We start from the raw sequence: 14,261 nt of genomic DNA, 5'->3' as shown, positions 1-14,261 counted from the left end.
AATAAAAAGCTGATTAAAAATAATATTTTTAATCAGCTCTCTATTATCTATGAAATTATTCTTCAATTAAATTAGACATTACATATGCATACACTAATGCTTCTGTATGCGCAATAGAACTTTCATGTGTACGTTCAAATGCGTGAGAAGAATCAATACCCGCTCCAATTAACGCATGTTTCACATCAAATCCCGCACGAATCGCAGCTGATGCATCAGATGCGTAGTACGGATAAATATCTACTTTATATTCAATATGATTCGTTTTCGCAAGCTCTACTAAATGTTTACGTAAAGCGTAATGATACGGGCCGCTAGAGTCTTTTGCACAAATAGATACTGTATATTCATCAGATGTTTGTCCATCACCTAACGCTCCCATATCAACTGCTAAGTATTCAACAGTTTCTTCTGGAATATTAGAATTACCACCGTATCCAATCTCTTCATTATTAGAAATTAAGAAATGCGTCGTATATGGTAATGTTACGTTTTCATCTTGTAATCTTTTAATTAATTTTAATAAAATCGCAACACTTACTTTGTCATCTAAATGACGTGATTTTATGTATCCACTCTCTGTAATTTGAACGCGCGGATCAAATGAAACGAAGTCTCCTACTTCAATTCCTAATTCGCGTACTTCATCAGCTGAAAATACGCGCTCATCAATACGAACTTCAATATTTTTCTCATCGCGTTTTGCTTCACCTGCATCTTTATATACATGTACAGATGTTTGATGCATTAAAATCGTTCCTGTATACGTCTTGCCACTTGATGTTTCAATTTCGCAATATTCTCCTTCTACAGAGTTCCAGCGAAATCCACCAATCATAGAAAGACTCAGGCGACCATCAGGCTTAATTTCTTTCACCATCGCACCTAACGTATCAACGTGTGCCGTTAATAAGCGGTGCTGCGCATCATTCTTCCCTTTTACCGTTAAAATAAGAGCTCCCTTATTATTACGTTTCGTTTCTACGTTCCACTCACTGACATAGTTTTCAATGAAATTAATAATTTTTGCTGTATTTCCAGATGGACTTGGAATAGAGACAAGCTCCTTAATAAGTTCCATCGTTTCTCTCGCATGATGTGCCATTGTCGTTTCCTCCTCATTTTCTCTACTATTCAGTATACAAAATTCACCAGAAAACCTCTACTTATATAGCTTAATTTTCTAAATTGCAGTAAAATTCTTTTTAGTATACAAAAGGAGTCCTGAAATATGAATATATCAAAAAAATATATACACATTGCACTCATTTGGTTTTTAGCATCATTATTTTGTTTACAAATCTCTTATGCCATTCATACTACTACTTCTATTACAATTGGCTGGATATTAACAGCTATCATCTTCATTATTAGCTTCATTGCAACAAAAAAGCATAGCGTTACTCATTAACGCTATGCTTTTCCTATTAAACTATTCTTCCGAGACATCTAATAAATAAATCCCTCTTTCAAATCCACCACGCTCTATCTCTTTTTGCTTACGAAGGCGTTCTACATCTTCAATCGATGCACCTTCTGCACGTGCTAATGAGATGATAACTTCTAGCGCATCTGCAAGAGAATCTAGCGCATGTTCACGTTCTTTCATAGAAGCAAATTCTCGAATTTCTTCCGTTCCAATTTTCGCTAAAGCTTGTATGTATGCTTGACCTGTTAATTTTTGTGCGGTATACGTTTTTCCAGACATTAAAATCTTCTCTGGAACACGATCTCTTACTAACTTGTTATATGCTGACATCATTCATCCTCCTATATTTAATAACACCCGAGCTCTGCTTTATAGAAAAACCATTTTTTCTTCACGCATGCACTTAACATATCAATTCCTGATTCATGTGCTCTTACATGCGGAAAGAAATAGTGCTCTGAGTTTTCTTCCTTACCATATAGAGTTTGGTACTCATCTGGAATCGCTTCTTTTTTCACATCTTTTTCTTTCGTCACCCCACCAGAAAACGCAACACTTGGATGTCCCTCAAAAAATAACGCAGTCCGAACTGCCAAAGATGGTGTACTATGCAAAGCAGAATATGTAAGCAAAATAATAGTGATAACACCGATCATTCTCTTCATGTATTACTCCTTAAAAAAAAGTGCTAACACAATTATACTAAAATGTGTTAGCACTTTCTCCCCTTTATCCCGAATTAACGAGCTACTCATCAGTGAGGAATGGACAAACTTTATTCCCCTTTAAATGCTGGTAAACGTTTCTCTAAAAACGCAGCAATTCCTTCTTTATGATCCGCTGTTTGTCTCATTGCATATTGACCACGCTTTTCTAATTGCAATGTTTGCTCTAAATTAGAGCGATTTACTTCACATAAAATTTGCTTCGTTTGAATCATTGCTTTAATCGGTTTTTGTGACCATTCATTAATTTTTTGCTTCACAGCCGTTTGGAAATCTTCGCCGATTACTTCATCAATTAAGCCGATATCAAGCGCTTCTGTCGCTGATAATTTCTTACCTTCCCAAATAATTTGCTTCGTCATATTTTCACCGACGCGCTTTTGAAGGAAGAAATGACCGCCTCCATCTGGAATTAAAGCGATTCCAATAAAGTTCATTGCAATAACAGATGATATATCCGCCATTACATAATCAGCTGTTAACGCAATACTTAATCCAAGACCTGCAGTTGGTCCATGAATTGCACTAATAACAAGCTTCGGCATCGTATATAATGTCACGACAACTTCAGAAATGGTATTCATAATACCATCGAACTTACTTTCATCATTACTTGAAAGCATCGATTTAATATCCCCACCCGCAGAAAAACCACGGCCGTTCCCGCATAACACAACAATATGCGCAGAACTTTCCGCTACTTCTTTCAACTTTTGTAATAACTCTTTTAATGTTGGCTCATCTAACGCATTTAACACCTCTGGGCGATTGACCATAACCGTTGCAACGTGGCCTTCATATTTCACAACGACAGATTCTGTTTTACTTGTTATTTCCATTATATATACCCCTCTTTTCTCCATAAAGATTATACTTATATAATTATAGAAAACCACTGAAAAATCCTTCTTTTTTCTTAATTTTCTGTCTAATAATCTCGCAATTTGTACATATATCGTATAAAACATACAATTCCGTTGAAAAATATAGAAATTAAAGTCGGTTTATCCATGCTTTTCATCTATTTACCATTACAATGAAATGGTGTATTCTTAAGTTTGATAAAAAACAAATATTGAAATTCATTCGCCTTACTATGTAAAAAAGGCTTTATACCCATCTTTTGGGTGTTGTAATAAAGGAATGAAGAACTGGAGGAACATATGGTTACTAAGTTGAAACAAACGGATAACTACTTCCCACATTTCCTATTGCTATTCATTGTGTTTCAACCAATTTTAGATTTATTAACATCTTTTTCAATCTATATATTACACATGAGCGCAACAGTTGGAGTTGTAGTCCGTTTCGCCTTTATGCTTCTTGCATTAGGATACCTACTTCTTCATCACAAACAACAAGATGCGAAAAAGTACATCCTCTATTTATGTTTACTCGGAATCGCACTCGCAATCGGTCTTGTAAATAATATGATGGTTAAATCTCCAGTTTCATTTGGAGAAGAAGTTAAATTCATCTTAAAGAGCATATATCCAATTGTGCTACTGTTTGGATATATTATCGCCTTTAAAGAGCTAAAAAATAAAGAGTATGTATTTCATAAAATCATTACATATTTCTTATATGCAACTTTAATTTTAAGTATCACAATGATTGTCGCAATGCAAACTGGAACAGATTTCCCAAGCTATCCTCACTCAAAAATCGGTTCAAGAGGTTGGTTCTTCGCTGGAAATGATTTAAGTTCTCTTTTCGCCATTATGTTCCCAATCATTGTCTTATATTCGATACATAAAACAACTTCTTTCTCGAAAATATATTACTGGATTCCAACAATACTTGCGATGTATGCAAGTATTATGGTTGGAACGAAAGTCGGATATGGCGCAATTGTTATTACATTAGGCGTAGCACTTTTCTTCTCATTCATTGAATACATGATAAATCGTAAAAAAGAAGGAAAAGGATTTACACATATTGTAAATACCATTGTTGCCGCAGTTATACTAGGAGGTTTAATTGCTCTTACACCGCATACTCCTATCGCAAAAAATATGGGCATTCACATGCAAATATACGAATACAAAAAATCAGTACAAGAAGAGAAAGATCGAAAAGAAGGAAAAGTAATTAAAGAAGATCCAGAAGATGCAAAAAAACATGCAAAAGGTGAACTTACAGATTCTGAAGTGAAAAGTTTAATTTATAGTGATCGCGACAAATTCTTAAAAACATACAAACAATACTATAAAGACGCACCGCTTTCACAAAAACTATTCGGAATGGGTTACGCTGGTAACTACACAGATAAAATTAAATTAATTGAAATGGACTTCCATGACCTATTTTTCGCCTTTGGCATTGTCGGTTTCCTTATTTACCTACTACCACTTCTATACTTTGGTATTAAATTATTCATCCGCATGATCACAAACTTTAAGAAAATCATGAAAGTAAAGTATATGCTATTAGCGAGCACACTCGTTCTATCACTTGGCATTGGTTTTATGTCTGGCCACGTATTAACAGCGCCAGCCGTTAGTATTTTCTTCGTTGTTATACTCGCTTATATCATTGTTGATTTTGAAATTGAATAGAAAGAAGGTGCTACGAAATATTAGTAGCACCTTCTTTTTTATTTAATTAATGTTTTACGTACTCTAAGCTTTCTTTTGCAATATACGCTTCAGTTACAGTAGGATTATCTGAAATAACTTTAATCCACGCTTTTCCATTTATTATTTCTTCACCAGTAACTGTGACAACTACATTTGTATTCAAACGATACAGTCGCTCATTTGATATACTAGGATTCTTTTTCACTTCTACGTTATTCATCACACGTGCAAGTTTATACTTGTTGTATTCTTTTTTACCTAAATAAGAATCAAAACGGTTCATATGCCCCGCTACTTTTTTACCCCAGTTCGCATCAGATGCATATTTCGCATTTAAACCAGCAGCTTTATCACCTGTATATGTTGCTGTATAACGCCAATGTCCTGGATTTAAATATCCTTCATTCATGTATAATTTTGCTGCATGTTCAATACAATCTTCTTTTGAATTAAATGCTTCCCCGTTACCATATGGACTATCGTCTGTTGCTTTTAAACCAAATAAATTATTTTTATCTTTTGCAAGAGCGCTTGTTCCATAATAACTTTCATGGATTGCTAATGAATATAAGAATAATGCATTTACATTATACTTGCTTTCTACTTCTTTAAATTTCTTTCCTAAACCAATTAATGGAGAGTCTGGCTTAATCGATTTCACATAACTATCTAGTTGTTCAGCTGTATAATTTGTTTTCGAACGTAATGATAAATAATTGAAATATTGATAGAAAGTTTCATCTCCAAATGTTTTTCCATCTACACTATACATTTGCTGTCCTTGCTTCATGAAAGAAGGTGCCACACCATATCTAAATTCTGTATATCCAGGTGAACTTGTATTATATGTATAATATTTATGGTATAAATATCCATCTGATTTCACATAATAAGACGACTGTTTCATTTCATTTGTAGGAATTAAAGTAATTTCATTCTTCTTCACATAACCTGTCAAACCAGAAAGTTGAACTTTCACACGATCTTCGCCAATTTCTAACACTTTCAATTCTGTTCCATACTGAATATACGTATATACTGTTGACAAATTCTCATCATAAATATTAATGATGTTTTGCCCAGTTATTCTTTTCGCACTTGCAAAACCATCTTTAATCCATAAAAATTCGTTCTCGTATTTTACCGCATTCATACCTTTATTTTGAGCAGCCGTAACTGCCTCTTTATACGTATTATAGCGCTCTACTTCTTGCTCTGTTCCATTTTCTCTTACATTTGTCACAACATATTTCTTAGTTTCTACAGGATTGCTATTTCCGTTTTTTTCAATCGTCTGAAGCATGCGATCCAACATAGCTGAAGCCATCCCTCTTGTAGCTGATAAATGTGGTCTAAATGTATTATCTTCTGGATACCCTTTAATAATTTGAGTAGCCACCATAACTTGCACATGCTCTTTATAGTTAATACTATCTTTATCAGTAAAGGTAAGCGGACTTACAGCTACTTTAATATTTTTATAGTCTAACGCTCGCTTTACCATTATCGACATTTCTTCACGTGTAATCACATCATTTGGTGAGAATGTCTCGTTCGTACGACCATTAATAATTTTCGCTCCATATGCTCTACTTACACCATCATATAAACCGTAAGTCTTCGGCACATCCTCGAAATTCGAATCAGCTTTCGGTAAATTTAAAGCCCTTGCTATGAATGTAGCAAACTCTGCTCTTGTTACTAATTTATCAGGCGCATATACATTGTCTCCATACCCCATTAAAACTCCTTTAGTAATAAGTGAGCGCATATGCGTCTCAAACATATGTCCTGTAATATCATCATTTGCTGCATAACTTGAAATAGGAGTTAAAAGTAATGATCCCGTTAATGCCACTGCTGTTATACCTTTTGAAAAAGTCTTCAAGGTTATCCTCCTCGTAATCTACGAATTTATTATCACAAATTTGATTATATAATAATCACAATCATTTTAGCATAATAAATAGGAATTAAAATAAAACGTTTTTTAATTAGAATTTTCATTACATTCAAAACAAAATAAAAGACACTTTACTTTTTTAATAAAGTGCCTTTTTCCATATGATCAATGAGTTTCTTTGTTGCCTGTTTGCCTTGCAACCGAAGCTCATCTATTGTCAATTGTAACTCTTGCTGCACAGTTCCTTGTTGCATTAATTGCTTTTTCGCAATTTCATATAAATATTCAGCACTCCATTCGCCATCCACACTTCCTATAACTGGCTGATTCACTTGACTTAAAAACGAATCAATTTTCGGATCGTATGAAATCCCGACCATTGGAGTTTTGGCTACAGCAGAAAAAACTAGTGCATGAAGACGCATACCAATTAGTAATGAACATTGTGATAAAATGAATATTTTCTCGTCGATATCCATTTTATATGGAAGCATATACGTCTCTTCTCCCATTAAGTCTACTACTTCACGCGAAGCTTTTTGATCAAATGGCTCATGCATTGGAACAAATAGAATTTGGTATCCTTCTTGCTTTAATTTTTTTAATGCCGCAGCTAATTTTTTTATATAATCTTCTTTTGCATTCCAATAACGCACACTAACCGCGATTACTTTTCCATGTATCGAATGCTTTTGCAACCAATCCGATTGTTTTGTCCGTTTCCATGTTAAAACAGGATCTGGAACAATTTCAATATCGTTTTTTATACCAAGTCCTTTTAAATATAAAAACGAATCCTCATCTCGAACTGATACATAGGAAGCTTTTGACAAGTTCCATTTTACTAATAGACGATTATATCCTTTTGTAATTGGACCTATTCCTTGTGAATAAATATAATACGGCTTTTTTAATAATCGAGCGAGTCCCATAATACCCGTATAATATAGAATACTCTTCGTACTTGTCTGATCTTGAAGAAGGCTCCCGCCACCACTAATAACTCCATCACTGTTTTTGATCGCATGATAAACAGCTTTTATATCCCAGCGATCTACCGATTCTACACCATACATTTCCTTTGTATACTTAGAATCATTTGATAGTACTACTAGTTCTATATCCGGGTTCTCTTTACTTAACGATTCAATAATTGATTGTAGAATCGCCTCGTCTCCAACATTATAAAAACCATAATATCCTGATAAGACTAAACGCACCCTAAATCTCCTCCAAAACTAGGTAACCGTCTATTTCATCTAACATAAACTGGTACCCATTCCTTACCTAAACACTTAATACCCTACATAGTTTCCTCTTTATCAGCTCATATGAATTTTAATAAAAAATTAAATTTTTATATTTATCTTTTCAAAAATGGTATTTTTTTTATTGATATCCATTTTAATTTCAAAGCACATACACCATACAAAATGGTTGTAATACTTAATGCTATACCACTGAATAATAACGTCATAATTCTTGAAGATGTAACATCTATCACATTACATAGTTCATACAATCCTAGTCCGAAAATACATGCTATTGCTAGCACACCGAAAAAGTTTTTGAAATGAATAGAATAGGCAATATAGCTTCGAATATACAAATGATTTACAATACAAATCAATACGTAAGTAATTAATGTACTATACGCCGCTCCATCTATGCCAAACTTCTGCACTAACATAATGTTTAACACGACTTTCACACAACTCGCGCCAATAACAATCCATGCAGCTTGTGCAGAACGATTAATCCCCTGTAAAACACCTATTGATAATACCATAACCGCAGTAAAATACGAACTGCCAATCATAACTGTTAACATACTACTGCCTTTTACGTCTGTGAACAATCCGACATTTAACGGTACTGTTAATGCCATCAACCATACTGTTAATGGTGCTGTCAAAACATGCGCTAGTCGATTTGTATTTTGAATTGTTATTTTCGCCAAATTTATATCTCTTTTGGCCAATGCGGAAGTTAAGAGTGGTATTAACGGAAATACAATTGCACTTGCAAAAATAACAATTATTTGCGTGAATGCAAAACCGCGACTGTATATTCCAAATTGTTCTTGAATTTCTGTTGATGATCCTTGTAATACATGCGGTATTGTAAGCGAGTCTACTAAATTTAAAAGCGGCATTGATAAAGCTCCGATAGCGATTGGGATCGATACCCGCAATATCTTTTTGCCGTTTTCTCTTAAATCTCGGAGCGAATAGGAATTGCTTTTATTGTAGTATGGACTTCTATTATATTTTATACGCAAATATATAAGCGAACTAATGACTCCAAGAAAAGAGCCAACCATCGCACCACTAGTAATAACAGTATTACTCTTATCCCACGATACTAGTATGTAAGCAATTATTAACATAAAAAACACACGGACAAATTGCTCAATGACTTGTGATACTCCTGTTGGTTTCATATCACCGAAACCTTGGAAATACCCTCTATACACCGCCATGTATGGCGCAATGAGTAATGCTAATGAAGTAATAAGCAACGGCATTCTAGTTTCTTGTCCACCGAGCATATTTGCAATTTCAATAGAAAATAATACAATGACTAAACAGCCGAAAACGCCAAATGCTATCCCTATAATTGACGCTGATTTAAATAATTTCGCAATTTCCTTTTGCTTATTTTTTTCGTTCAACTCTGCAATTAGTTTCGAAATTGCAAGTGGAACTCCGGCTACCGATAATGTAAGAGCAATCATATATACAGGAAAAACAAGGCGGAAAATACCTAGCACTTCATCTCCTGCAATATTTTGTAATGGAATTTGAAAAAAACTACCAAGCAATTTCGACAAAAAAGTTGTAATGGTTAAAATTGCTGCTCCTTTTACAAATGTTTTATTCATATTTTTTCTCTTTTCTTTTATACATATACTCTCAAACATATTGTTTTAAACGATAGGGATTCACTTTATCCCATTGGTTATCATAACAAATTTATTATAGGTTGAATACTTGGTTTTTTTTTCAAAATAGAAAACAGAACCAATTCAAACCTATCTCTTCACAATCTTTTTCTAATTCCTTCCATTATATATGTACACATTATAACCGTTTCTGTTACGCAAAAAGAGCTCTTCCTCTCTATCACTGCGATACATATTACTAAAAACATTATAAGAATATCCCACAACTCTACATTATAATTTATGTAAAGTTGTGAGATATTCTAATTGCCATCTAAACACTTAAGATTTTCAATTGCTCTTTCTGTTCATCGCTTGCCATTACTACAATTGTTTTTTCAATACTTGGATGTACTTGCTCAAGCTTTACACTTGCCCCTACTTTATTTGATTGCTCAACAAAATTTAATAATGCCATAGCTCCTGATACATCCATATAACGCACATCTTTCATACGTAATACAACTGGTGACTTCACATCTTGTAAAGTAGAGAAAATACGATCTACTGATAGGAAAGAGAGCGGTCCTTGAATTGTATACGTTTCTTCTCTTTCTTTTACGATAGAAGTTTTACGTTCTTTACATTTCACCATATATATGATGAACGAAAGAATAATACCGAATGCAACGGCAATCATTAAATCGAACTTCACCGTTACAATCATCGTTACGAGCATAACAACGACATCACCTTTAGGAGCGACATGCATCTTTTTCATGCTTTCCCAATCGAACATTCCAATACCAGTTAAAATTAAAATACCTGATAATACAGCAAGTGGAATATATTGTACGACCGAACCAAGACCCATAATAAAAATAAATAAGATAACACTATGCATACATGCCGAAAGTGCCGTTTTACCACCACTTCTTATATTCACGATAGATCTTACAGTCGCACCTGCACCTGCTAATCCGCCAAACAATCCGCTCATCATATTACCGATACCTTGTCCAACAAGCTCTTTATTACTTTTATGACGCGTACCTGTCACATTATCCATTACGACCGATGTTAACAACGAGTCAATCGATCCTAATAAAGCAATACTAAGCGCTGGTAAAATAAGTGCTGCTATTCCTGTTCCACTTAAAGATGGAATATGAAGCGTAGGCATCGCTTCTGGAATGGTTCCAATCTTTTCAATTACTTTATTTAGTGAAAGATTTCCGATAATCGGTAACTTTACTGCAAGTCCTTCGAGTAGAGAAGAAAATAAAGGAAGCAAAGCTGTCACACCGACTAGTGCTACTAAACTAGACGGAATCGCCTTAATCCATTTGCCAGAAACAATCATTACAATAATCGTTAACACAACAAGTAGAAAACTATTTTGTACATGCTTTATTTCACCTAAAATAATGATTAATGCAATACCATTCATAAATCCTGAAACGACAGGATACGGAATATATCGAACGTAAGAACCGAGCTTACATACACCGAATAAAATTTGAAATAATCCTGCCATCATAAAGGCAATAAAACTTGCCTCTAACCCGTGCGTCGCAATAACTCCAGTTGCGATAACGGTAATTGGTCCAGTTGGCCCCGTTACTTGCCCAGGTGTCCCGCCAAATAACGCTGCGAATAAACCTGCAAAAATCGCACCATATAATCCAACAAGCGCTCCCTCAGACGTTCCTGTCGCGGCAATACCAAATGCAATCGCAAGTGGTAACGCAACAATCGCAACAGTAAATCCTGCTAAACATTCCTTTGCTATTTTTTGAAACATAAAAAAACCACCTTTGTATAAAGTCCATGTTCCATTGTACACCTAAAAAGATACATTCGTTAGCTCACTTTTTACATTCTCGTGACGTAAACGGATTTAATGAAAAGTTTCCCCCTTATCTTTGGAAACAATTGCAACTATGCTATAATGAACAAATTAAATCTTTTACTATATACTTGGAGGCACTATGCTAACTTTTGAAGAAAAATTATCGATTATTGAATCTTTCCCAGAACTAGAAAGAAAGAACGTATCATTAAAACGTGTAAACTTCCACTTTGAAGAAAGTCGTTTAGATAAAAAGAACGTTGTATTTCATTTACACCCAAATGGAAATGGATTTGTGTATGCAAGCGGTATTAAAGGTTACAAAACGGATGATAAAGGTATGGTTAACATCCGCGAGTTTTCAGCAGAAGAGTTACGTTCAGTAATTGAGAAATCAATTGACCTTCTATCACAAGAAGAAGTAGTAGCACCTGTAGAACCTGCGAAAGAAGAAGAATGGCAGAACGAAGATAGTCATATTCTTACTCTTATTTCAGAGGATGACATGTGGAACGTGTACGCTGGTGTAAACTTAGACGGTACATTCAACTCTTATCCAGAAGCTGCGGAATACCTTGATGAAGAAGGTTTTTCACGCAAATAAAAATAGAAAGTGGGTATCCCCCACTTTCTATTTTTTTGTCCCTTTCAATGACTCCCTCAGCACAAACTTCTGCAACTTCCCGCTCGCATTACGCGGAAGTTCATCTACAAATAAATAATGACGCGGACGCTTATAATCTGCTAATTCGTCACTTTCTTTGCAATACGTTTCTAAATCAGCTTCTGTTATTGTTTCATCTTTCTTCACAATAACTGCCACCACACGCTCTCCCCATAATTCATCTGGCTCACCAAGTACCGCCACATCTAATATACCGTGATGACTATGAAGGAAATCTTCAATTTCACGAGGGTAAATATTTACACCACCGCTAATTACCATATCATCAACGCGATCTGCAACGAATAAATAACCATCTTTATCGAAGTATCCTAAATCACCAGAATGATACCATCCTTTATACATCGATTTTTTATTTGCCTCTTCGCGATTATGATAGCCAGCCATCATAGTTGGGCCACGTAAAATAATTTCTCCCACCTCATAAGGAGGTAATACATCATCTGGTTCTGCCGGTGCCTCCTCGTTCGGTTTCACAATACGAACTTCGTGGCTAAAGCATGGCGTGCCTGCTGAACCAGCTTTCGTAATTTGATCCTCCTCTACGAGAAACGCAACAACTGGTCCCATTTCTGTCATTCCGTATATTTGAACAAGGTCAATATAAAGACGTTCTTTACATTCCTTCACTAACGCCGGCGCCATTGCCGCTCCGCCATATATACCAATTTTCATTGAAGTTAAATCATACTGAGTTAAATCTTTTTGCAACAACATATTCCACATCGTCGGTGCTGCAAAGAACGTCGTAATCTTTTCTTCTTGAATCGTATGTAATACTGTTTCTGTATCAAAATGATGCAAAATAACATTCTTCCCGCCAACTTGAATGCGTGGTATGATTCCGGCATTTAATTCACCACAGTGATATAAAGGCGCAACAACAAGCCCCACACTATCTCTATTATATTTTAGGAAATACGTACAAATCATACTATGCTCAGCCATTTCACGATGACGATGTAACACACCTTTCGGATGACCTGTCGTACCGCTCGTATAAAGCATAGAACAAAAGTCCATTTCATCAATTTCGATATTTACTTTCTCAGGAGATGCTGCATTCACTTTTTCATGGTAGGAACTTGCATAGGAAGGTTTATCGTTTTCTATAGACCAAAAAGATGTATTTGGAAAATCTCGTTCAATGATAGCAACAGTTGACTCAACTGCTTTTTCAAAGACAACGACTTTCGAGGATGCGTCCTGAAGAATATAAGATACTTCTTTCGCCTTTAAACGAAAGTTAATTGGGTTAAAAATCGCACCAATTTTCGCACAAGCTAAGTAAACGTTTACAAATTCATGGCAGTTATATAAGTAAACAGATACCGTATCTCCCTTTCTTACTCCGTCTTCTAATAAAGCGTGTGCCGTTTTATTTATTTGTTCGTCCCACTGTTTATATGTCCAGCGAATATTTTTTTCAGGTTCCACTAACGCCTCTTTATTCGGATACTTACCAACAGATAAATCAAAAATTCTCCCTATCGTCATGTACATGCCAACAATTTCCCCCTTTTCTCTTTCATAAATCTATCATTTCGTCCATAAGTAGACATTGTCCTTCAATGTTTTGACTAATTTTTCTGATTATTATCGACATAGTTTTACAACACGTGCAAACCTTTGATACATGAAATTATATTGGCGATTTTTCAAATATATCGACCGCAATTCAATTTATAGCAGCGATTTTTCGAATATATCGCCTTACTGACAAAAGCTGACAATATAAAAAAGAGAGTGTTCCGATTTGGAACACTCTCCTTCTTATACAAATAGCTCTTCTAAAATTTTCAGTTTATCTTCTGTATATTTTACAAAGCCATCGTTATATGATTTTGGATCTTTCGGATTTGCGAAGTGCGTAATTGCCCCCGTCTTCGGATGAACAAATTTACTTGATGCACCGCAACCAAGTCCGATAATTGATTGTACTTCTTCCATAATGACAATGTTGTAAATACTCTCTTGCGTCGGCATTGCATAACCAACGTTCTCTAAGTTACCTAAAATATTCTTTTGACGATATAGGTAATATGGTACGTAATTATGCTTTTGCGTCCACTCTTCTGCTTCGTGCATCATCGCTGTAATCTCTTCGCGACCTGCTACTTTATATTTACGTTTGTTTTGCGTCATTTCAGAAGCACGTTTAAATGATAACGTATGAACTGTTAATGATTCTGGCATTAACTTTT

Annotated in this window: 12 protein-coding genes and 1 pseudogene; 3 read left to right on the top strand and 10 right to left on the bottom strand. The window is 35.0% G+C overall.

Going from position 1 to position 14,261, the window contains the following annotated elements; genetic code table 11:
• Positions 1-55: 55 nt before the first annotated feature.
• Complete coding sequence (locus tag MR167_RS20940) at positions 56-1,105, bottom strand: M42 family metallopeptidase (RefSeq protein ID WP_242315381.1); 1,050 nt, start codon at positions 1,103-1,105, stop codon at positions 56-58.
• Positions 1,106-1,231: 126 nt separating this feature from the next.
• Here MR167_RS20940 and MR167_RS20935 point away from each other — a divergent pair, with 126 nt between their 5' ends.
• Positions 1,232-1,411, top strand: coding sequence for a hypothetical protein (locus tag MR167_RS20935; protein WP_086397354.1), 180 nt, complete (start codon positions 1,232-1,234; stop codon positions 1,409-1,411).
• Between the two features lie 21 nt (positions 1,412-1,432).
• Here MR167_RS20935 and MR167_RS20930 read toward each other — a convergent pair whose 3' ends face one another.
• The 3 genes from MR167_RS20930 to MR167_RS20920 all read right to left on the bottom strand — a co-directional run bounded on the left by MR167_RS20930 (position 1,433) and on the right by MR167_RS20920 (position 3,017).
• Positions 1,433-1,759, bottom strand: a complete 327-nt coding sequence (locus MR167_RS20930; protein WP_001277350.1) for a nucleoside triphosphate pyrophosphohydrolase — start codon at positions 1,757-1,759, stop codon at positions 1,433-1,435.
• A 17-nt stretch (positions 1,760-1,776) separates the two neighbouring features.
• Positions 1,777-2,094 carry a hypothetical protein gene (locus tag MR167_RS20925; protein WP_000827125.1) on the bottom strand — a complete coding sequence of 106 codons (318 nt, stop codon included), beginning with the start codon at positions 2,092-2,094 and terminating at the stop codon, positions 1,777-1,779.
• 110 nt (positions 2,095-2,204) lie between these two features.
• On the bottom strand, positions 2,205-3,017 hold the full coding sequence (locus tag MR167_RS20920) for an enoyl-CoA hydratase (protein WP_001999174.1): 813 nt from the start codon (positions 3,015-3,017) through the stop codon (positions 2,205-2,207).
• A 300-nt stretch (positions 3,018-3,317) separates the two neighbouring features.
• On the opposite strand from MR167_RS20920, the gene MR167_RS20915 reads away from it, so the two are divergent.
• A complete protein-coding gene (locus tag MR167_RS20915) occupies positions 3,318-4,712 on the top strand; it encodes an O-antigen ligase family protein (RefSeq protein WP_086397353.1) in 1,395 nt (464 codons plus the stop codon).
• 46 nt (positions 4,713-4,758) lie between these two features.
• On the opposite strand, the gene MR167_RS20910 is transcribed toward MR167_RS20915, so the two are convergent.
• From MR167_RS20910 to MR167_RS20895, 4 genes are all read right to left on the bottom strand, one after another.
• Positions 4,759-6,621 carry an S-layer homology domain-containing protein gene (locus MR167_RS20910; RefSeq protein ID WP_242315379.1) on the bottom strand — a complete coding sequence of 621 codons (1,863 nt, stop codon included), beginning with the start codon at positions 6,619-6,621 and terminating at the stop codon, positions 4,759-4,761.
• A 146-nt stretch (positions 6,622-6,767) separates the two neighbouring features.
• Positions 6,768-7,856, bottom strand: coding sequence for a polysaccharide pyruvyl transferase CsaB (csaB, locus tag MR167_RS20905; protein WP_001241596.1), 1,089 nt, complete (start codon positions 7,854-7,856; stop codon positions 6,768-6,770).
• 143 nt (positions 7,857-7,999) lie between these two features.
• Positions 8,000-9,520: a putative polysaccharide biosynthesis protein gene (locus MR167_RS20900; protein ID WP_001044004.1), complete on the bottom strand. Its 1,521-nt coding sequence runs from the start codon at positions 9,518-9,520 to the stop codon at positions 8,000-8,002.
• A 334-nt stretch (positions 9,521-9,854) separates the two neighbouring features.
• Entirely contained in the window at positions 9,855-11,324 is a 1,470-nt protein-coding gene (locus tag MR167_RS20895; protein WP_000486648.1) for a SulP family inorganic anion transporter, read from the bottom strand.
• A gap of 187 nt (positions 11,325-11,511) precedes the next feature.
• Between MR167_RS20895 and MR167_RS20890 the strand changes: the two genes are divergently transcribed.
• Complete coding sequence (locus MR167_RS20890; protein WP_242315377.1) at positions 11,512-11,976, top strand: hypothetical protein; 465 nt, start codon at positions 11,512-11,514, stop codon at positions 11,974-11,976.
• Between the two features lie 27 nt (positions 11,977-12,003).
• Here MR167_RS20890 and MR167_RS20885 read toward each other — a convergent pair whose 3' ends face one another.
• Entirely contained in the window at positions 12,004-13,560 is a 1,557-nt protein-coding gene (locus MR167_RS20885) for a fatty acid--CoA ligase (RefSeq protein WP_242315375.1), read from the bottom strand.
• 270 nt (positions 13,561-13,830) lie between these two features.
• A pseudogene (locus MR167_RS20880) lies at positions 13,831-14,261 on the bottom strand (coproporphyrinogen III oxidase); the annotation flags it as partial.

It is taken from the genome of Bacillus cereus group sp. BfR-BA-01355 (assembly GCF_022663675.1).
GTDB lineage: Bacteria > Bacillota > Bacilli > Bacillales > Bacillaceae_G > Bacillus_A > Bacillus_A thuringiensis_S.
This window is presented reverse-complemented; position numbering and strand designations above follow the sequence as displayed.

Coding starts and splice junctions, on each gene's coding strand:
- MR167_RS20940 (WP_242315381.1), bottom strand. CDS start 1,105: ATGGCACATCATGCGAGAGAAACGATGGAACTTATTAAGGAGCTTGTC.
- MR167_RS20935 (WP_086397354.1), top strand. CDS start 1,232: ATGAATATATCAAAAAAATATATACACATTGCACTCATTTGGTTTTTA.
- MR167_RS20930 (WP_001277350.1), bottom strand. CDS start 1,759: ATGTCAGCATATAACAAGTTAGTAAGAGATCGTGTTCCAGAGAAGATT.
- MR167_RS20925 (WP_000827125.1), bottom strand. CDS start 2,094: ATGAAGAGAATGATCGGTGTTATCACTATTATTTTGCTTACATATTCT.
- MR167_RS20920 (WP_001999174.1), bottom strand. CDS start 3,017: ATGGAGAAAAGAGGGGTATATATAATGGAAATAACAAGTAAAACAGAA.
- MR167_RS20915 (WP_086397353.1), top strand. CDS start 3,318: ATGGTTACTAAGTTGAAACAAACGGATAACTACTTCCCACATTTCCTA.
- MR167_RS20900 (WP_001044004.1), bottom strand. CDS start 9,520: ATGAATAAAACATTTGTAAAAGGAGCAGCAATTTTAACCATTACAACT.
- MR167_RS20895 (WP_000486648.1), bottom strand. CDS start 11,324: ATGTTTCAAAAAATAGCAAAGGAATGTTTAGCAGGATTTACTGTTGCG.
- MR167_RS20890 (WP_242315377.1), top strand. CDS start 11,512: ATGCTAACTTTTGAAGAAAAATTATCGATTATTGAATCTTTCCCAGAA.
- MR167_RS20885 (WP_242315375.1), bottom strand. CDS start 13,560: ATGTACATGACGATAGGGAGAATTTTTGATTTATCTGTTGGTAAGTAT.